The sequence below is a fragment of the Brevibacterium sp. XM4083 genome, from assembly GCF_006489205.2.
Lineage (GTDB): Bacteria > Actinomycetota > Actinomycetes > Actinomycetales > Brevibacteriaceae > Brevibacterium.
On sequence record NZ_VFYR02000002.1, the window covers coordinates 47,518 to 67,052 of the forward strand.

Annotated in this window: 18 protein-coding genes; 9 read left to right on the forward strand and 9 right to left on the reverse strand. The window is 69.1% G+C overall.

Annotated features, from left to right (window positions below):
• The first annotated feature begins 182 nt into the window (after nt 1-182).
• A complete protein-coding gene (locus FJ887_RS05980; RefSeq protein ID WP_137825579.1) occupies nt 183-1,466 on the forward strand; it encodes a citrate synthase in 1,284 nt (427 codons plus the stop codon).
• A 381-nt stretch (nt 1,467-1,847) separates the two neighbouring features.
• Here the strand turns inward: FJ887_RS05980 and dapD are convergent, their stop codons facing one another.
• On the reverse strand, nt 1,848-2,792 hold the full coding sequence (gene dapD, locus FJ887_RS05985; protein WP_137825578.1) for a 2,3,4,5-tetrahydropyridine-2,6-dicarboxylate N-succinyltransferase: 945 nt from the start codon (nt 2,790-2,792) through the stop codon (nt 1,848-1,850).
• A 43-nt stretch (nt 2,793-2,835) separates the two neighbouring features.
• Here dapD and dapE point away from each other — a divergent pair, with 43 nt between their 5' ends.
• The 6 genes from dapE (at nt 2,836) to FJ887_RS06015 (ending at nt 7,911) form a co-directional block, all read left to right on the forward strand.
• On the forward strand, nt 2,836-4,071 hold the full coding sequence (gene dapE, locus FJ887_RS05990) for a succinyl-diaminopimelate desuccinylase (protein WP_137825577.1): 1,236 nt from the start codon (nt 2,836-2,838) through the stop codon (nt 4,069-4,071).
• A gap of 5 nt (nt 4,072-4,076) precedes the next feature.
• The gene (locus FJ887_RS05995; RefSeq protein WP_137825576.1) at nt 4,077-4,997 is read left to right on the forward strand and encodes an LOG family protein; all 921 of its coding nucleotides are present in this window, start codon (nt 4,077-4,079) and stop codon (nt 4,995-4,997) included.
• Nucleotides 4,994-5,911, forward strand: a complete 918-nt coding sequence (folP, locus tag FJ887_RS06000) for a dihydropteroate synthase (protein ID WP_250786170.1) — start codon at nt 4,994-4,996, stop codon at nt 5,909-5,911. The genes FJ887_RS05995 and folP overlap by 4 nt, the downstream gene beginning before the upstream one ends.
• 206 nt (nt 5,912-6,117) lie before the next feature.
• On the forward strand, nt 6,118-6,381 hold the full coding sequence (locus tag FJ887_RS06005; RefSeq protein WP_137825952.1) for a DivIVA domain-containing protein: 264 nt from the start codon (nt 6,118-6,120) through the stop codon (nt 6,379-6,381).
• Nucleotides 6,382-6,384: 3 nt separating this feature from the next.
• Nucleotides 6,385-7,620, forward strand: a complete 1,236-nt coding sequence (locus FJ887_RS06010; protein WP_137825953.1) for a putative hexosyltransferase — start codon at nt 6,385-6,387, stop codon at nt 7,618-7,620.
• Nucleotides 7,621-7,740: 120 nt separating this feature from the next.
• Nucleotides 7,741-7,911, forward strand: coding sequence for a DUF3117 domain-containing protein (locus FJ887_RS06015; protein ID WP_009375197.1), 171 nt, complete (start codon nt 7,741-7,743; stop codon nt 7,909-7,911).
• Nucleotides 7,912-8,022: 111 nt separating this feature from the next.
• Here FJ887_RS06015 and FJ887_RS06020 read toward each other — a convergent pair whose 3' ends face one another.
• Complete coding sequence (locus FJ887_RS06020; RefSeq protein ID WP_137825954.1) at nt 8,023-8,661, reverse strand: O-methyltransferase; 639 nt, start codon at nt 8,659-8,661, stop codon at nt 8,023-8,025.
• Nucleotides 8,662-8,693: 32 nt separating this feature from the next.
• The gene (locus FJ887_RS06025; RefSeq protein ID WP_137825955.1) at nt 8,694-9,032 is read right to left on the reverse strand and encodes an MGMT family protein; all 339 of its coding nucleotides are present in this window, start codon (nt 9,030-9,032) and stop codon (nt 8,694-8,696) included.
• Between the two features lie 71 nt (nt 9,033-9,103).
• Here FJ887_RS06025 and FJ887_RS06030 point away from each other — a divergent pair, with 71 nt between their 5' ends.
• Complete coding sequence (locus tag FJ887_RS06030) at nt 9,104-9,580, forward strand: twin-arginine translocase TatA/TatE family subunit (protein WP_137825979.1); 477 nt, start codon at nt 9,104-9,106, stop codon at nt 9,578-9,580.
• Between the two features lie 158 nt (nt 9,581-9,738).
• On the opposite strand, the gene FJ887_RS06035 is transcribed toward FJ887_RS06030, so the two are convergent.
• From FJ887_RS06035 to FJ887_RS06050, 4 genes are all read right to left on the reverse strand, one after another.
• Complete coding sequence (locus tag FJ887_RS06035) at nt 9,739-11,223, reverse strand: polysaccharide deacetylase family protein (RefSeq protein WP_140955196.1); 1,485 nt, start codon at nt 11,221-11,223, stop codon at nt 9,739-9,741.
• A gap of 242 nt (nt 11,224-11,465) precedes the next feature.
• A complete protein-coding gene (locus tag FJ887_RS06040) occupies nt 11,466-12,593 on the reverse strand; it encodes an Mrp/NBP35 family ATP-binding protein (protein ID WP_140955194.1) in 1,128 nt (375 codons plus the stop codon).
• Nucleotides 12,593-13,126 (reverse strand): DUF1003 domain-containing protein, encoded by a 534-nt coding sequence (locus FJ887_RS06045; protein ID WP_137825958.1) that lies wholly within the window; start codon nt 13,124-13,126, stop codon nt 12,593-12,595. The genes FJ887_RS06040 and FJ887_RS06045 overlap by 1 nt, the downstream gene beginning before the upstream one ends.
• 2 nt (nt 13,127-13,128) lie before the next feature.
• A complete protein-coding gene (locus FJ887_RS06050) occupies nt 13,129-14,406 on the reverse strand; it encodes a magnesium transporter MgtE N-terminal domain-containing protein (protein WP_137825959.1) in 1,278 nt (425 codons plus the stop codon).
• A gap of 166 nt (nt 14,407-14,572) precedes the next feature.
• On the opposite strand from FJ887_RS06050, the gene FJ887_RS06055 reads away from it, so the two are divergent.
• Nucleotides 14,573-16,492, forward strand: coding sequence for a calcineurin-like phosphoesterase C-terminal domain-containing protein (locus FJ887_RS06055; RefSeq protein WP_140955193.1), 1,920 nt, complete (start codon nt 14,573-14,575; stop codon nt 16,490-16,492).
• Nucleotides 16,493-16,797: 305 nt separating this feature from the next.
• Here FJ887_RS06055 and FJ887_RS06060 read toward each other — a convergent pair whose 3' ends face one another.
• Nucleotides 16,798-17,991 (reverse strand): P1 family peptidase, encoded by a 1,194-nt coding sequence (locus tag FJ887_RS06060; RefSeq protein WP_140955192.1) that lies wholly within the window; start codon nt 17,989-17,991, stop codon nt 16,798-16,800.
• Nucleotides 17,988-19,490: an aminopeptidase P family protein gene (locus FJ887_RS06065; protein ID WP_140955190.1), complete on the reverse strand. Its 1,503-nt coding sequence runs from the start codon at nt 19,488-19,490 to the stop codon at nt 17,988-17,990. The genes FJ887_RS06060 and FJ887_RS06065 overlap by 4 nt, the downstream gene beginning before the upstream one ends.
• Between the last annotated feature and the right edge of the window lie 45 nt (nt 19,491-19,535).

Here is a 19,535-nt window from a genome sequence, read left to right on the forward strand (position 1 = left end):
GGTCCGCGGAGCCGCTCTGATTTGGACCGGCCGCGGCATGTCTGACCAGGTAGGACGTGTTACCGGTCAGTATGCACTGGGTGCAGTGATTTTTCGAATCCTCAGGGAGTGGGTAGTCTTTGAGGGAACTGTGCAAGACGCCTCAAGAAGTTCTTGAGGTGGGTCGACGGTGAGGAGAACATATGCCGACCGAAGCGAATCTCAGGATTGCCGATACGGACCTGGCACTGCCAGAAGTGCCGGCCACTGAGGGCAACAACGGATATCGCATCGGCTCTCTGCTCAAGGAGACCGGCGCCGTCACCTACGATCCGGGATTCGGCAACACGGCATCGACCTCCTCGGCGATCACCTACATCGACGGCAACGCCGGCGTGCTCCAGTACCGGGGCTACCCGATCGAGCAGCTGGCGGAGAAGTCGAACTTCGTCGAAGTCTGCTACCTCCTCATCCACGGCGAACTGCCCACTCAGGAGCAGTACGATGCGTTCGATTCGCGTCTGCGCAAGCACACCATCGTCCACGAGGATCTGCGTCGGTTCTTCCGTGCGTTCCCCTACGATGCGCACCCGATGCCCATGGTTTCAGCCGCTGTCGCGGCTTTGTCGACTTTCTACCAAGATGACCTCGATGTTTTTGACGAGGAGCAGGTCGACACCTCGTCCTACCGCCTGCTCGCGAAGATGCCGACGATCGCGGCGCTCGCGCACCGGAAGAACATGGGCCTGCCCGTCATCCACCCGGACAACTCGCTCAGCCTCGTGGAGAACTTCCTGCGGGTGAACTTCGGCGTGCCGTCCGAGCCCTACGAGCCGGACCCGCTCGCGGTCAAGGCGATGGATCAGCTCTTCATCCTCCACGCCGACCATGAGCAGAACTGCTCGACGTCGACGGTCCGCCTCGTCGGCTCGGCGCAGGCGAACATCTTCCAGTCGATCTCCGCGGGCATCAACGCCCTGGCCGGACCCCTGCACGGCGGCGCGAACTCGGCGGTGCTCGAGATGCTCCAGTCGATCGCGGCGTCCGATGACGGCCCGAAGAAGTTCATGGAGCGCGTGAAGAACAAGGAAGAGGGCGTGCGCCTCATGGGCTTCGGCCACCGGGTGTACAAGAACTACGATCCGCGCGCGAAGATCATCAAGAAGACCGCCGACGAGGTGCTCGCCCGCAACGGCGGCGACCCGCTGCTCGAGCTCGCGATGCAGCTCGAGGAGATCGCGCTGGCTGACGACTACTTCGTCGAGCGCAAGCTCTACCCGAACGTCGACTTCTACACCGGCCTGATCTACAAGGCGCTCGGCTTCCCGACGAACATGTTCACGGTGCTCTTCTCCGTCGGTCGCCTCCCGGGCTGGATCGCCCAGTGGCGCGAGATGATCAACGATCCCGAGACGCGCATCGGTCGTCCCCGTCAGGTCTACACCGGCGCGGTCTCCCGCGACTACGAGGACATCAGCGAGCGCTGAGCACCTCTCCACTCCGGCAGCCCTCCGGGCGCTTCTCCACCGCACGGTGGCTGAGCGCCCGGAGGGCTGCTGTCGTGTGGGGTGATCGCGGCGCCGAACACCGACAACCTGCGGGGCGACACACACCGCGTGGCTTCGCACGCACACCGCGGAGTCGCGTCCCCTGCGCCCGCACGGGTTGTGTGTGAACCTCCGGGTAGGGGGTTGCCGGAGCGGCTGCCCTCATCCGCGGTCGTTCGACCTTCCGCCTGCCCGTCCCGGCAGTGCAGCGAAACAGCCCTCCGGCGCCGAGGCGGTTCCTCGGTTCCCGGAGGGCTGTTGGCTGATCCGAACGGGGCAGGTGTGAATCGCAGTGCCGTCCCTCAGTGACGGCCCTGGATCTCAGTGGAGGTCGGGGTTGAGCTCGATGCCCTTGGCCGAGCGCGCGATCGCCTCGACGGCACCGGTGACGGAGTTGCGGCGGAAGAGGATGTTGTTCGCTCCGCTGAGCTCCGAGGCCTTGACGACCCGCTCGTCGTCGCCGAGCACGCTCACGCGCGTGCCGGCGGTGAGGTAGAGGCCGGCCTCGACGATGCAGTCGTCGCCGATCGAGATGCCGACACCGGAGTTCGCGCCGAGCAGGCTGCCCGTGCCGATCGAGATGCGGTGCGTGCCGCCCCCGGAGAGCGTGCCCATGATCGAGGCACCGCCGCCGACGTCCGAACCGTCACCGACGACGACGCCCTGCGAGATGCGTCCCTCGACCATCGCCGAACCCAGGGTGCCCGCGTTGAAGTTGACGAAGCCCTCGTGCATGACCGTCGTGCCCGGGGCCAGATGCGCGCCGAGACGCACCCGGTCGGCGTCTCCGATGCGGACACCGGAGGGGATGACGAAGTCCGTCATCCGCGGGAACTTGTCGAGGCCGAAGACCGCGACGGGGCCGCTGGCGAGCAGCTTCGCGCGGGTGGCCTCGAAGCCCTCGGGCGAGCAGGCGCCCGCCGAGGTCCACACGACGTTGGCGATGTGACCGAAGATGCCGTCGAGGTTGACGTCGTTGGGCACGACGATGCGGTGGGAGAGCGCGTGGAGGCGGAGGTAGACGTCGGCCGCCGAGGCGGGTGCTTCGTCGAGGTCGATCGTCGTCGTCACCACGGTCGTCGTCGTTCCCCGGGCCGGATCCTCACCGGTCATCGCGTCGAGTCCGTCCTCGGACGCGAGGGCGGTGGCGGCCGCCTCGGCGTCGGTGAAATCGTCGGCGACGCTCAGGGTCGGGTACCAGACGGAGAGGACGGTGTTCTCATGCTGCGTGGCGAGTCCACGCGCGGAAACGATGCGTTGTGTCATGACCGCAAGCCTAGTCGGTGACCGCGGTACTAGGCTAAGCCGTATGACCGCTCATCCACCTGCTGAGACCACATCCGCTTTCGTTCCCGACGGCGACCTCGGCGAGTATCTGCTCGCCGCCATCGACGATCCGGGTGAGCTCACGGGCCGGCTGTGCGCGATCGAATCCGTCTCCGGCAACGAGGCGGCGATCACCGATGCTGTCGAGGCCGTGCTGCAGGCGATCAGCGCCGGGGACGGCCCCGATCTCGAGATCCTCCGCGACGGCGACACGATCGTCGCTCGCACCCGGCTCGGGCGCAGTGAGCGCATCGTCGTCGCCGGTCACCTTGACACCGTCCCCGTCGAGGGCAACCTCCCGCCCCTGCGCTTCGTCGGCACCGCCGCCGGCCCCGCGGGGACCGGTGCCGAGCCGCACCCCGGCCAGGGTGTGCCGGGGGCGTCTGCCGCCGAGGCGGCCGTCCCGGACGAGGACATCGTCTGGGGCCGTGGGGCGTGCGATATGAAGGCGGGCGTGGCGATGCAGCTCGTCACCGCGGCAGCCCTGCGCAATCCGACGCGCGACGTCAGCTGGGTCTTCTACGACCATGAGGAGGTCGACGCCGCACTCAACGGCCTCGGTCGGGTCGCCCGGAACCATCCGGACTGGTTGGACGGGGACTTCGCGATCCTCGGCGAACCCTCGAACGCGAGCGTCGAAGGCGGCTGCAACGGCACGATCCGCGTCGACGTCACGACCCACGGGGTGCGGGCGCATTCGGCACGGGCCTTCATGGGCGTCAATGCCATCCATGCCGCCGCCGAGGTGCTCACCCGCCTCGCCGACCACGTCTCCGAGACGGTCACCGTCGACGGACTCGACTATCGCGAATCCCTCTCGGCCGTCGCGATCAGCGGGGGAGTCGCCGGCAACGTCGTCCCCGACGAGGCCCGGATCTCCGTCAACTACCGCTTCGCGCCGTCGAAGTCGGCGGCTGAGGCCGAGGGCTTCCTCCGTGAGCTCTTCACCGGCTTCGACGTCGTCGTCACCGATGCCGCGGAAGGCGCCCGGCCGGGACTCGACCGGCCGATCGCACAGGACTTCCTCTCCGCCCTCGGCGCCGAACCGGCGGCGAAGCTCGGATGGACCGATGTCTCGCGCTTCAGCGCGCTCGGGGTGCCGGCGGTGAATTTCGGCCCGGGCAACCCTCTGTATGCTCACAAGTCAGACGAACATGTCAGGGTCCGGGAAGTGGAGGACGCGACCCGGGCGCTCGTGAGCTACCTCGAGGAGGGCTGAGAACGATGTCGACACACTCAGGCACACCGGCACAGGCGGGATCTGCGGCCGGACCGCAGGAGAGCGCACCGGCGCACGAGAGCGCACCGGCGCAGGACGCCGCACCGCAGGCCGCCACGGCCACACCGCAGACTGACGCTCCGCCCCAGCCCGAGCCGGGCGAGGACGCACAGTTCTACAGCAAGGGACCGCTGCGCCTGCGCGGATCCCAGGTGCCGACGACGACGACCGATCAGCGTCTCCTCGAATCACGCGGCCCCTCGAACTGGGTCCATGAGGATCCGTGGCGGGTCATGCGCATCCAGGCCGAGTTCGTCGAGGGCTTCGGCTCGCTGGCCGAGGTCGGCCCCGCCGTGTCGATCTTCGGCTCCGCGCGCCTCGGCCCGCAGACGCAGGCCTACAACGACGCCCGTGAGATCGCGCGCCGACTCGCGGAGAACGGCAATGCGATCATCACCGGCGGGGGACCGGGCATCATGGAGGCCGGCAACCTCGGTGCGATGGAGGCCGGGGGAGTCTCGATCGGCCTCGGCATCGAACTGCCCTTCGAGTCCGGCCTCAACGACTACGTCGAACTCGGCGTGAACTTCCGGTACTTCTTCGTCCGCAAGACGATGTTCCTCAAGTACTCGCGCGGCTTCGTCGTCATGCCAGGCGGCTTCGGCACCCTCGACGAGCTCTTCGAGGCCTTCACCCTCGTCCAGACCGGCAAGGTCACCTCGTTCCCCGTCGTCCTCTTCGGCACCGCGTACTGGTCGGGTCTCGTCGAGTGGATCAGGAGCACGCTGCTGGCCTCGGGCACGATCTCGGACACCGACCTCGACCTCTTCATCCTCACCGACGACATCGACGAGGTCGTGACACACATCGGCCCCGGCGGCTCCCTCCCCGATGCCCCCGTGGGCGGCGCAGGCCCCGAACAGTGAGAGACCGCGCGCAGGCCCGACCGAGCGGTTCCGCCCGTCCGGTCCGTGCCCGCAGCGTCCTCGACGACGCCCGACCCGGTGCCCCGGTCATCATGGCCGTGGTCAACCGGACGACGGATTCGTTCTACGAGTCCGCGGCGACCCTCGACGGTGCGCTGGCCGCCGTCGATGCCGCCGCCGAGGCGGGGGCGCGGATCGTCGACATCGGCGGGGTCCGCGCCGGCCGGGGGAGGGAGATCTCCGTGGGCGAGGAGATCGACCGCGTCGCCCCGGCCGTCACCGCTGTCCGGCAGCGCCATCCCGGTCTCCTCATCAGCGTCGACACGTGGCGCGCCGAGGTGGCCGAGGCCGTCTGCGCGGCCGGTGCCGGCCTCCTCAACGACACCTGGGCCGGTGCCGACCCCCGCGTCGCCGAGGTCGCGGCCGCCTTCGACGTCGGCCTCGTCTGCTCCCACACCGGTGGCCTCACCCCGCGCACCGACGCCCACCGCAGCCGCTACGGCCTCCATGCCGGCGAGGTCGTCACCGACACCGTCGCCGGGGTCGTCGCCCTCGCCGAGGCGGCCCAGCGGGCAGGGGTCGCACCGGAGCGGATCGTCATCGACCCGACCCCGGACTTCGGGAAGAACACCTATCACTCGCTGCGCCTGCTGCGGGAGCTGGCCCGTTTCCGCGACACCGGCTACCCCGTGCTGCTGGCGATCTCCCGGAAGGACTTCATCGGAGAGACGATCGGGGCGGCCGGACCCGCCGACCGACTGCACGGGACGATCGCGGCGACGGCACTGGCGGTCGAACGGGGCGCGGCGATCATCCGCGCCCACGATGTGGCGGCGACCGCCGACGCGATCGCCGTGACGCTCGCGATCACCGGCGAGGCACAGCCGCGGCACACGGTCCGCGGCCTGCGCTGAGACCGACCTGGGCTGAAACCGACCTGGGCTGAGGACTGCCGCCGCGGTCGCCGACCTGCGCTGAGAGCGTTCGCACACGCCGACCTGCGCTGAGAGCGTGCACACGCCGACCTGCGCTGAGAGCGTGCACACGCCGGCCTCCGCTGAGAGGGTTCGCACACGCCGACCTCCGCCGATGCTCAGGAGCGATGTGAAATGATGGGCTCATGCCATTGTGGATAGTCATCGGGGTCGCGGCGGCGATCTTCGTTCTCGTCATCGTCCTTGCCGCATCCTTCGAGCTCTTCAGCTCCGAAGCCGCCGAGGAGACCGATGCTGTGGCCGCCCCGCTGTCCGGTGACTTCACCGTCGCCGACGTCGATGAGCTGAGATTCCGTCCGGCACTGCGCGGGTATCGGATGGACGAGGTCGATGCGGCGATCGGCCGCCTGCGCGAACGCATCAGCGAACTGGAAGCCGCGCGCCGTTAAGCGATGAGCAGACCCGCAGACCTCCCCGGCATCACCCTCGTCCCCGAAGTCTTCAACTCCTCCCGCCTCCACCGGGCCGGCGTCCTCTTCCTCCAGCTGCCGCTGTGGGTGCAGGCGCTGACCGTCTACGTCGCCTCGCGGATCGTGAGCATCGCGATCTTCGCCGCAGTCCTGCGCCGGCAGGAGGTCGCCGGCTGGTCGTCGAGCCCGGTGACGACGACGCTCGGCGACTTCCTCAACTTCTGGGACTCCGCATGGTACGCGCGCATCGCGAGCGAGGGGTACCCCGCAACGCTGCCGGTCACCGAGACCGGTGACATCATCCAGAACCAGTGGGCCTTCTATCCGCTCCACCCGGCGATCACCGGGGAGCTCGCGCGCCTGACCGGACTGAGCTACGAGGTCATCTCCCCGCTCGTGTCGACGATCGCCGCGGGCCTGGCCTCGATCGTCATCCTCACGCTCTTCCGCAAGTTCGTTCCGCCCGGACAGGCGCTCACCGCGCTCGCATTCGTCATGGTCTTCCCGCCCGCGGCGGTGTTCTCCACCGGGTACGCCGAGTCGCTCACCCTCCTGCTCCAGGCCCTGGCCCTCCTCTTCGTCGTCGAACGCCGCTACCTCACCGCGATCCCCGTCGTCATCCTCATGGACCTCTCCCGGCCCATCGGGGTGGCGTTCTCGTTCTTCATGCTCTTCGTCCTCATCGACCGCTTCCTCCGCCGCCGGACCGATCCGTACCCGCTCGGGGAAGTCGTGCGGTCGTGGACGCTCGGCGTGCTCTCGTGCGTCGCCGCCCTCCTCCATCCCGTCCATGCGTGGCTGACGACGGGGTCGATGACGGCCTACACCGACACCGAGGCGGCCTGGCACACCGGAACATCGTCCTACTTCGTCCAATGGCTGGGGGCGGCCAACGGCCTCGTCGGTCCGTTCGGACCGCTCCTCCTCTTCGGCGTCATCGCCGGAATGCTCGCCCTCATCTTCTCGCCTGCGGGTGCCCGGATGGGCCGGACGCTGCAGCTCTTCTGCACCGCCTACGGGCTCTACCTGCTCATCTTCTTCACCCCGCAGACCTCGACTCTGCGCCTGCTGCTGCCGCTCTTCCCGATCGCGCTGACCCTGGCGGCGGTGCGCTCCCGCGGGTACCGCGTCGTCGTCATCGCAGCGTTCATCATGCTCCAGATCGTCTGGGTGGGCTACCTCTGGCACTTCACTCCGCCCTCCGACCTGCCGCCGTGATCTGCGACAATTTCGGCAAGTGTCCCCGTGCGAGTGCGGTTCATGGAATAATCGGACTATCACAGTGGGCTGATCGTGTGATCTGTTCACTCTGTTCAAACAACGAAAGGTTGCGCCCACATGGCAGCTCAGAAACCCCGCACCGGCGACGGACCTCTGGAAGTCACCAAGGAAGGCCGCGGCATGGTCATGCGGCTTCCGGTGGAGGGCGGTGGCCGGCTCGTGATCGAGCTCAGCGCTGACGAAGCGACGGCGCTGCACGACACCCTCGCGGAGACCCTGGGCATCTGACCAGCAGCACAGCCCGCATGAGAAGCAGCAGAGACGAATCGTCTCTGCTGCTTCTCTGTTGTCGCTGCCCCTCTGTCGTCAGGGAGCCTGACCTGCGGGTGCGGGATCGGGTCAGCGCCACGTCTTCTGCACGGCCAGCAGACCCTCGCCGATCGGCAGCAGGACGCGTTCGAGCCGCTCCTGGGCGGCCAGCCGGTTGAGCAGACTCCGAGCGGCCTGCGTGCGCGCGGACCGGTCGACCGGGTCGGCGACGCTGCCGGCGAGCAGCGTCTGGTTGATGACGAGGAGCCCCTGAGCGTCGAGGAGACGCAGCGCCGGTTCGATCATCCGCTCGAGCCCGGTGGGGTCGACGTCGAGGAACACGAGGTCGTAGGCGCTCGGGGCGAGCCTGAGCAGGACATCCTCGGCGCGTCCGCTCATCAGCCGCAGCCGGCCGGGACGGATGCCGGCAAGGTCGATGAGGTCGCGGGCAGCGCCCTGCGCGGTGGAGTTCGTGTCGATCGAGGTGAGTATCCCGGCGTTCGGCATGCCGCGCAGCAACGCGAGCGTCGACGTTCCGGTTCCCGTGCCGACCTCGACCGCGGCGACGGGGCCGAGGAGGCGTGCGAGCAGGGTGAGGGTGGCCGAGGTCGTCTGGGACACCGGACTGATCCCGTACTCGTGGGAGAGGGTCCGGGCGGCGTCGAGAAGCGCGTCAGGTCCGTTGTACTGCTCGGCGAACGTCACATCACCGGCATGCTCACGTGACAATCGACCCCTCGCTTTCCGCTGCTGCTCAACCGTCAGTCTAACCGCTCCTCGGGGTCTGTTCCGTGGCGCACCCACAGCGCGTCGAGATCCTCGGCACTGAGAAACGCCGAGGTGAGCGCCTTCTCCTGGGTGTGAGCGGTGGCTTCGGCCCGCCAGTGGTCCCGGGCGCGTCCGAGCAGCGGCGCCGGCAGCGCACCGGCGGCGTTGACGACGCGCCACCACGTGACGTTCGCCCCGTACTCCTTCATCACCCGGCCCACGTAACGGGGTGAACAGGCGGCGACGACGCCGACGGTGCCGTAGCTGACGACGCGGCCGGTGGGCACGAGTTCGACGATGCGCAGCACGCGTTCGACGACGACCTCGTCCACGGCTCAACTCCTTGCGAACGGGGACACGACCTGAGAACGAGCATACTGTCAGCGGCGTTAGAATGGAGATCATGTTTGGCGTCAACGGCACCGAGATGGTCATCCTCGTGATCGTCGCACTCGTAGTGATCGGCCCCAAACGCCTCCCCGAATACGCGCAGAAGCTGCGCGACCTCGTGCGCCAGCTCCGCCGCATGGCCGAGGGCGCGAAGGACAACGTCAAACGCGACTTCGGCGACGACTTCAAGGATGTCGACTGGCAGAAGCTCGACCCCCGTCAGTACGACCCGCGTCGCATCGTCCGTGAGGCCCTCGTCGAAGAGGATTCGGCGATCCGTGAGGCCAAGCGCCGCGAGGAGCTCGCCGCTCCCGCCTCGCAGGACGATACGGAGAACCCGAACGGTGCAGCCGGAACCGGTGCTGCAGGGGGAGCTGCCGGCGGGGCTGCCGGTGCCCCGGCAGCGGCCTCGCCGATCGAGCGGTTCCAGGCCCAGCATGTGCGCCGCAATCGCGCCGAGGCGGCCCCCTTCGACTCCGAAGCCACCTGACTGGGCCCTCGTCTCCTCTGCCGCCTCAGGGGACAGAGCAATGGCCCCGTCACGTCGGTGACGGGGCCATTGCTCTGTGGGCGCAGCGCGCCGCGAGCGGTTGAAGGACTGTGCGCCTCAATGCCTGATCGGCTGCAGTGCTCCCGCGCGGCGCGCCCTCAGTTGCGGTGGACGGCCGGGTGTTCGGGGTTCGAGCACAGGACTGTGGCATAGCCGCGGCAGAAGTACTCGGCACCGCTCTCCATCGTCTTCGGAGCGAACAGATCCGACACGGTGACGGCGTAGAGCCCCTCATCGGCGACGGTCTTGAAGACCTCCGGTGCCGCATCGATCGTCGTCGGATGGATCGAGTGCATGAGCACGACCGAGCCGGGCTTCGCCGCAGCGCGGACCGCGTCGACGATCATCGACGCGCTCTTGTGCCGCCAGTCCTCGGTGTCGACGTCCCACATGATCGCGGGATGGTCGATGGCCTTCGCCGAGGCCTTCGACATCGCGCCGTAGGGCGGGCGCATGACGGTGACCTTGCCGCCGCCGGCCTTCTCGATCGCCTTGTCGGTGTCGCCGATCTGCTTCTTCACCGTGTCGGGACTCTGCTTCGACAGCTGCGGGTGGCTCCACGAGTGGTTGCCGAGCTCGTGTCCGGCCTCGGCCATGCGACCGACGACCCCGGGATTGTGCTCAACGTTCTTGCCGAGGAGGAAGTACGTGAGACGGATCTTCGCGTCCTTCGCATCGGCGAGCAGCTTGTCCTCGATCGAGGTCTCTCCCGGACCGTCGTCGTAGGTCAGGGCCACGCACGGAAGCAGGGCGCACGAGTAGTCGGGGTCGCGCTCATCCGCGCCCTGCGGCAGGTTGACCGGAGTGTGCAGCGCTGCCGTCACCGTCTGGCCGAGAGCGGTGAGATCGTCGGTGCCCACCGGCTCGCCGTCGACTGTCAGCGCACCGGTCTCATCGGCGCCGATCGCTCCAGGATCCGTCTTCGCCGTGAAGAGGTCGGCGGCCTCGACGGTCGTGTCCTTGGCGAGGTCGGTGACGAACACCGTCGTCGCTGCCGCCGACGGCGTCGAGCTCGGAGAGGGTGTCGCGGTGCCAGGGGCTCCGAGCTGCGGATCGCTCGGTGCGCGGTTCTCGGTCACGGCACTGATGAGGTAGTCACCGCCGGCGGTGAGGACGCGGTTGCTGTAGTCGACTTCTCCGCCGGTGCCGCCGGGGGCCGGCGCCGAGGCGGTCGGCTGCGCCGTGGTCGCTCCGGGCGCGATGAACTTCGAGACCTCCCAGCGCTCGGAGGGGTCGGTGACGACGGGGCTGAAGGCCTTGCGGTCGCCGAACGCGCCGGCGGATTCGAAGCCGCCGAGCACGACCTTCTCCGTGGCCTCGGCCAGGGACTTCGCACCGGGCAGACCGAAGAGGTGCGCGTCGGAGCTCGGCGTCGTCTTCGCATCGACGACGGCGTAGCTGCGCAGCGCCGACGTGAGCGTCTGCCGGTTGTCCTCGGCGGTCGACTGCCGCTCCTGCGACGCGGACGAACCGTCGCGGGTGCCGTCGGCGACGACGCAGCCCGACAGCAGCGTGAGGGCAGCAGTGACGGCGGTCAGGGCGGTGAGGGGACGGAGGGCACGACGACGCGAAGGGAATGTCAAAGAGAGGTCCTAAAAGCGACAGTGGGGGATGCTCGCCATTCAGTCTAAGGGACTGCCCTGACACGCCCACGACAGCGGCAGTGAGGCCTCTCACCTGCTCTGATGGGCCTCACCAGCGATGACGGGGGCGCTGCTCGACCGTCGTGAGACAGATCTCAGGGCAGAGATCACACCGGAGTTGCACGATTGTGATCACCGATGATGTGCAGTGACGGCGATGTGACGTGATCGTCGGCGTGTCGTCACACGGGGCTGAGGCCGAGCGAGCGTCCGGAGAGGCCGCGCGAGCGCTGCGCGAGGCGGTCGGCGAGGGAGTCGAACGCCTGCGCGGCAGGGGAGTCGGGGCGGCTGAGCACGACGGGCGTGCCCGCATCGGAGCCCTCCCGCACGAGGGTGTCGAGGGGGATCTGCGTGAGCAGCTCCACCTCGGTGTTCGTCGTGGCGGCGAGATTCGCGGCCACGGTCTCGCCTCCGCCGGTGCCGAAGACGTCCATCCGGGTGCCGTCGGGCAGCTCCATCCACGACATGTTCTCGATGACCCCGGCGATCGGCTGGTTCGTCTGCGTGGCGATCGCGCCGGCCCGCTCGGCGACCTGCGCCGAGGCCTGCTGCGGGGTGGTGACGACGAGGAGTTCGGAGCTCGGCAGCAGCTGGGCCACGGAGATCGCGATGTCACCGGTGCCCGGGGGCAGGTCGAGGAGCAGGATGTCGAGGTCGCCCCAGAAGACATCCGTGAGGAACTGCTGGAGGGCGCGGTGGAGCATCGGCCCCCGCCACACGACGGCCTGGTTGCCGGGGACGAACATCCCGATGCTCATCACCTTCACGTCATGGGCGACCTGCGGGATGATCATGTCGTCGACGCGGGTGGGCTGCCCGGACAGGCCGAGCATCGTCGGGATCGAGAAGCCGTAGATGTCGGCGTCGACGAGGCCCACGCGCAGTCCCTTCGCGGCCAGCGCCGCAGCGAGGTTGGCCGTCACCGAGGACTTGCCGACCCCGCCCTTGCCGGAGGCGACGGCATAGACCTTCGTCAGCGACTCCGGCTTCGCGAACGGCACCTCCCGGGTGCCGCCGGGGCCCTGGAGCTTCTCCCGCATGGCGGTGCGCTGTTCGGGGGTCATCGTCCCGAGCTCGACGACCACCTCGGTGACGCCGTCGAGTCTGCCCACGGCCGCCTCGGTGTCCCGGGTGATCGTGTCCTTGAGCGGGCAGCCGGAGATCGTGAGGAGAACGGTGACGGTGACGGTGCCGCCGTTGACGGCGATGTCGGAGACCATGTCGAGGTCGACGATGTTCCGCCGGATCTCGGGGTCGATGACGGTGGTGAGGGCCTCCCTCACGGCGTCGATGGTCGGGGCGCTGCTCATCAGCGGCCTCCCTTCGTGTCGCGCGGGCTGTGGTCGTCTGTCGCGCCGCTGTCCTTGGCGGCGTCCTCTTCGAGCTCCTTGAGCAGGTCTCTGAGCTCGGAGCGGATGAAGTCGCGGGTGGCGACCTCGCGCATCGCGATGCGCAGGGCCGCGACCTCACGGGCGAGGTATTCGGTGTCGGCGAGGTTGCGCTCGGCCCGCTGCCGGTCGTGCTCGAACTCGACGCGGTCGCGGTCGGCGCTGCGGTTCTCGGCGAGCAGGATGAGCGGGGCCGCGTACGAGGCCTGCAGGGAGAGGATGAGGGTGAGCAGGGTGAAGTTGAGCGAACGCGGATCGAACTGCACCGCCTCGGGCAGCAGCGTGTTCCACAGCAGCCACACGGCACAGAACACCGTCATTCCGACGAGGAACGCCGGGGTGCCCATGAAGCGGGCGAACGCCTCGGCGCCGCGGCCGAAGGTCTCCGGGGAGATCGCGAACCGGGGCAGCTTGCGCTTCGAGGAGCGGGGGACGTCGAAATCGTCGGTCGGCATGGTTACCCCCTTCTGTGGTCGTCGCGGCCGGTCGTGCGCCAGTCCTCGGGCAGCAGCTCGTCGAGGACGTCATCGACGGTGACGACGCCGATGAGTCGATCGTTCTCGTCGGTGATCGGCACCGACACCAGATTGTACGCCGCGAGGAACTTCGTCACCTCGGCCAGCGGGGTGTCCGGCGGCATCGGGTCGACTTCGGTGTCGAGCATGATGCCGACCGCCTCGTGCGGCGGATGGCGCAGCATCTCCTGGATGTGGACGAGACCGAGGTACTTGCCGGTCGGGGTCTCGATCGGCTGACGGCACACGAAGATCGCCGCGGCGAGCGCCGGCGGGAGATCCTCGCGGCGGACGTGGGCGAGTGCCTCGGCGACCGTCGTCTCCGGGGTGAGGATGACCGGTTCGGTCGTCATCAGACCACCGGCGGTGTGCTCGTCGTAGGAGAGCAGGGTGCGCACGTCCTCGGCGTCGTCGGGCTCCATGAGGGTGAGGAACTGCTCGGCCTGTTCGTCGGTGAGCTCGCCGAGGAGGTCGGCGGCGTCATCGGGCTCCATCTCCTCGAGGACGACGACGGCTCTCTCCGTGTCGAGGGCGGAGAGGAGTTCGACCTGGGTCTCGTCCGGCAGCTCCTCGATGACATCGGCAAGGCGCTCGTCGTCGAGGGCGCGGGCGACCTGGAGGCGGCGCTCGGGCGTCATCTCGAAGAGGACGTCGGCGAGGTCGGCCGGCTTCGTGTCCTGGTACGCGGCGATGAGCTGCGTGGCCTCCTGATCGTGGGCGGAGTCCGCGGGATGGTCGGCATCCGTCCAGGAGATCTGCATCGTCTCCCCGCGCCGGCGGAAGGCGGAGAAGGCGCTGCTGCGCTCCTGGACGCGACGGACGAAGAGGCGGGTGACCTCCCAGTCGCGGTTGACCTGCTGCTCGATGCCGACGTCCTCGATCTGGACGGGGGAGTCGTCCTCGCGCAGGCGCAGACGGCGGTCGAGGAGGTCGTTGACGACGAGGGTCTCCGAGCGGCGCTGCTCGAACCGGCGCATGTTGACCAGGCCCGTGGTGATGACCTGACCGGCATCGATCGAGGTCACCCGGCCCATCGGCACGAACACCCGGCGTCGTCCGGGCACCTCGACGACGAGCCCGATGACGCGGGGGTACTGGCGCATCGTCGTGCGGTAGACGATGACGACGTCGCGCACGCGACCCACCTGATCGCCGAGGGGATCGAAGACCGGGGCGGAGATGAGGCGGGCGACGAAGACGCGTTTCGAGGAGCCACTCATATCCTCAAGCCTACTTCGTGGTCAGGCACCGCGCCGCGTCGTCCGCATCACGTTCCGTTCACCAAGTCGTCTTGTCGCTGTCATTGAGGTTTCTCCCAGTCTCCCTAGGGTCGTGTCTCGGCACGTGCAATCCCGACCCCAGCAGGACGACGAGAAGGAGACACACATGTCCACACGACGACTGCGCACCGGCGTGCTGAGCACGGCCGCGGTGCTGGCTCTGCTCACCCCGGCCACCGGGGTGTCCGCGGCCCGGGCGGCCGACGGTCCGCCCGATCTCTACGAAGGCCACGTCCAAGTCGACCGGGGGACCCCCGCCGACCCCGAGGTGCTCACCGGTCAGGTCTTCGACGACACCAATGAGAACTCGCGTCTCGACGGCGACGAGGAGGGCATCCCCGGGGTGTCCGTGACCAACGGCCTCGACGTCGTCGAGACCGACGGCAGCGGCACGTACCGGCTCCCGGTGCGGGAGAACATGACCGTATCGGTGACGCAGCCGAGCGGCTGGCAGGTCCCGGTCGACGCCGACAACGTCGCCCAGTTCAGCTACAACCACCTGCCCGAGGGCTCACCCGACCTCGAATACGGTGGGATCGCTCCGACCGGAGGGACCCCGCGGGCGGTGAACTTCCCGATGATCGCCTCGGCGGCGACCGCCTCGGCGGATCAGGAGTGCGCGATCGCCTCCGACACGCAGACCTACGACATGACCGAGGTCGGCTACGCACGGGACGGGGCGGTCAAGGACCTGGCCGACCGCACGGACTACGGGGCGTGCGGGGTGCTCCTCCTCGGCGACAACGTCGGCGACGACCTCAGCCTCAACGACGACCTGCGCGATCTCTACGCCGCGATGAACGGTCCGGTCCGGGTCGCGCCGGGCAACCACGACCAGGACTACGACGCGACCGACGACGCCCACGCCCTTGACACGTTCCGCAATGACTTCGGACCCGCCTACTTCTCCTACGACGTCGGTGACACGCACTTCGTCGTCCTCGACAGCATCGAGTACTCGGGAGATCCCGAGACGAAGTCGTACACGGAGTCGATCAGCCAGGAGCAGCTGACGTGGCTGGAGAACGACCTGAAGAGCGTGCCGCGCAGCGCGCAGGTCGTCGTCGCCGCGCACGCCCCGGTCGTCACCCACCGTGAGGTCGTCGTCGACAACGCCGCCGACCTCTATTCGGTGCTCTCCGACTATCCGAATGCCGTCACCGTCGGCGGGCACACGCATACCCTGGAGAACCTCGTGGCCGGGGAGAGCCGTGAGGAATGGAAGGAGGCGGGCATCGACGAGCTGCCGAGGACGCAGCTCGTCGCCGGAGCGGTCTCCGGGGACTGGTACTCGGGCGGACTCAACGCCGAGGGTCTGCCGTACGCGTTCACCTCCGACGCCGCCGAACCCGGGGTGCTCACTCTCTCCTTCGACGGTGCGCAGCGCTCGGAGCGCTACACCGTGCGCGGGGAATCACCTGATCATCAGCTCCTCCTCGGCGTCAACTCCCCGAGCTGGCGGGCCTGGGCACAGGAGGCACAGGAGGCACAGGACGCCGAGACGACCGATGAGGCCCCGGCGCCGTTCTCCGAGAAGGTCGTCACCCGCAGCGACCTGCGCGCCGGTGAGACCTGGCTGACGTCGAGCTTCCTCGCCGGGAGCTCGGATGCCCGGGTCGAGGTGAGCATCGACGGCGCGGCCCCGGTCGTCGCCGAGCACACGCAGCCGGGGCGCGGGGAGGCGCTGCGGAAGGGGTGGGAGTACACCGACCCGTACACGGCCACGCGCAACCTCACGACCTCCGGCAACGTCGGCCAGACGAGTTCCCACCTGTGGCGCGCACCGCTGCCCGGGGACCTCGACCTCGGCACGCACAGTGCTCAGGTCACCGGCACCGACCGCTACGGCCGTTCGTTCACCGAGACCGTGCGCTTCACCGTCGTCGAGGACGAGGCTGCGGCGGCGAAGGTCTCACGCGAGCAGCTCGGCACCGGCGGCCTCCCGCTGCAGACCGAGCGGGCCGATGACGGAGCCGACCGTCCGGGACTCGATTCCGAGGAGGCGCGCGAGGCCGGCGGACGCTGAGCCAGCACGCCGGTGAGGCCGGTCGGTTACGGTGAGGTGGGGCTGTCTCGGTGAGCTCGGCCCGCGTCTGCGCGGTCGGCCGGCAGCGGGGAGGTGGATCCGACTCGATTCTGCGTGCGTTGTCGAGCGGGATCCACCTCGCCGCCGGTGCGAGCGCCCTGGAGAGGGCGACAGGCCGGGCAGTGTCTGCGGGTCGTCTGCCCGGCTGCCTGCTCGCCCGGCTGCCTGCTCGTCCGGCTGCCTTCTCAGGGCGGGCCTCATTGCGGCAGCCCTGCTCAGGACAGGGTTCCTCAGGACAGGCCTGCTCAGGGAATGGCTGTGAAGGCGGCCGTGAACGCGGGCGCGATGTCGGTCAGGGTCGGCGGCTGGTCCCAGGACGGGTCGACGGGGACGGCGCTGACGGCGGCATCGATCATGGCGAGCGTGATCGCATCGGCCGCGGCCGCGTGGATCGAGACGAGGTCGGGTTTCGCCTCGGCGGCCAGCGGCACCGTCCCCGTGCTGATGGAGAAGACCGTATCTCCGTCGAAATGCGTGTGGGAGGGAAGGATCGCCCGCGCGATGCCGGCATGCCCGCTCGCTGCCATCCGTGTCGTCTGCGCTGGGTCGAGGACGGCATCGGTGGCGACGATGGCCAAGGTGGTATTCGTCGCCGAGGTGCTCGCCCCGGACTCCGCGGCGTCCGCATCCTCGGGATCCGTCGCGCTCTCCGGCACCGGCAGCCCGGGGATGGGAGGGAGATCCCACCCGAACGCGCGGAGGAGGGGAGAGGCCCAGAGGGTGCCGTCCGGGGTGCCGATGGTCCCGAGTGCGTTGAGCGCGACGAGGGCTGCGACAGTGTGTCCGCTGGGCAGGCGCAGCGCGAACGACCCGAGTCCGCCGCGCATCGTCTGAAACCCGATCCGCGCCCCGATGGCCCCGCCGACGCTGCCTCTCACACAGGGTGCGCAGTCCGCGCTGTCTGTCGGGGCCTTGCTGGCTGCCGGGTCCGCGGTGTCCGTCGTATCCCCGCCGCCTGTCGGGTCCGCGCTGTCCGTCGGATCCGCGCCGACCGCGCCGGCTGCCGCGAGAGCCGCGCGGACCGCCGCCGTCCCTTCGGAGGGCGTCGGCGGGGCGACGGGACCGCTGCCGCGGCCGAGATCGTAGAGCGCGGCGGCGGGGACGAGCGGGATGACCGTGTCCGGCAGGCGGGGTGCGGGAAAGCCGCGACCCGCCTCGGCGAGGGCCTCCGACACCCCGGCGACGGTGCGCAGACCGATCGCCGATCCGCCGGTGAGGACGATCGCGTCGGCCCCGTAGGCATGGGTGCCCGGTGCGATGACGTCGGTCTCGTGCGTCGCCGGACCACCGCCGCGCACGTCGACGCCGACCGTCGATCCCGGCGGCGGCACGAGGGCGGTGACCCCGGTGAGGCGCTGCCGAGTGAAGTCACCGGCGTGCCCGAGTCCGATCCCGGGGATCTCGAGAAGGCCTCGCCCGCGGATCGGGGTCGGGATCATCGACCCTGGACCCAGGCTTCGATCTCCTCGCGGGTGCGGGGGAACCCGGCGGAGAGGTTCTCCACTCCGTCGGCGGTGACGAGGACATCGTCCTCGATGCGCACGCCGATCCCGCGGAACTCCTCGGGCACGAGGAGATCGTCGGCCTTGAAGTAGAGGCCGGGTTCGATCGTGAAGACCATGCCGGGTTCGAGCACGCCGTCGAGGTACATCTCCGCCCGCGCCTGCGCACAGTCGTGGACGTCGAGGCCGAGGTGGTGGCTCGTGCCGTGGACCATCCACCGGCGGTGCTGCTGGCCCTCGGGGGAGAGCGCTTCCGCCGCGGATACCGGGAGGAGACCGAACTCCTCGAGCTTCGCGGCGATGACCTCCATCGCCGCCTCGTGGAGTTCGCGGAAGCGCACGGTGCGCTGCGTGTGCTCGGCGGCCACGGCGAACGCGGCATCGGAGGCGTCGAGGACGGCGTCGTAGATCTTGGCCTGCACGTCGGTGAACGTGCCCGACACCGGCAGGGTGCGGGTGATGTCAGCGGTGTAGAGGGAGTCGGCTTCGGCTCCGGCGTCGACGAGGACGAGATCGCCGTCGACGACGGGTCCGTCGTTGCGGATCCAGTGGAGGGTGCACGCATGGTTGCCCGAAGCCGCGATCGTGTCGTAGCCGATGCCGTTGCCGTCGGAGCGGGCGGCGGTCTCGAAGGCGGTTTCGATGACGCGCTCACCGCGGCGGTGGGCGACGGCCTGGGGCAGGGAGGCCACGACGTTGTCGAAGCCGGCGCGGGTGATCGCCACGGCCTCGCGCATCGCCGCGATCTCGTGGTCGTCCTTGATCAGGCGCAGCTCGGACAGCGCCTGGGCGAGTTCGGCATCCCCGGCCTCCGAGGTCTCGAGGTCGGCTTGGACCTGCGTGCGGGCGAGGTCTATGACGGAGTCGATGCGGGTGTCGGCTGCGCGCACGAGGCGCACGGAGATCGCTCCGAGGTCCTTCGTGATCGCATCGTCGACGGTCGCCGAGCTCTCCGTCGCGATGCCGGTCATCGTCGCCATCGCCTCGAGGTCGGCGCGCGGGCCCACCCAGTACTCGCCGTAGCGGGCATCGGAGAAGAACTCCTCGGTGTCGGCGCCGGCGCGGGGGCGGAAGTAGAGGGTGACGGCGTGCTCGTCGCCCTCGGGTTCGAAGACGAGGACGGCGTCGGGTTCGGAATCGGCTTCGAGGCCGGTGAGGTGGATGAATGCCGAATGGGCGCGGAAGCGGTAATCGGTGTCGTTCGACCGGACCTTGAGTCCGCCGGCGGGCACGACGAGGCGCTCTCCGGGGAAGGTCGCGGAGATCTTCGCCCGGCGCTCGGGGGTGAACCCGGCGGCGGCGAGCGCCTCGGCGTTGAGCGGGGTGCGATCCCAGCCCTGCGAGACGAAGTCCCGGAACGCGCGGGAGCTGGGACGGTGCGAGCGGTTGTTGACGCGGTCGTTGATCGGCTGGTCGGTCTCCGTGCTGTCTGTCATGCCTCCATTCTAGGCACGCGGTCAGGACGGCTCCGGGGTGTGGAT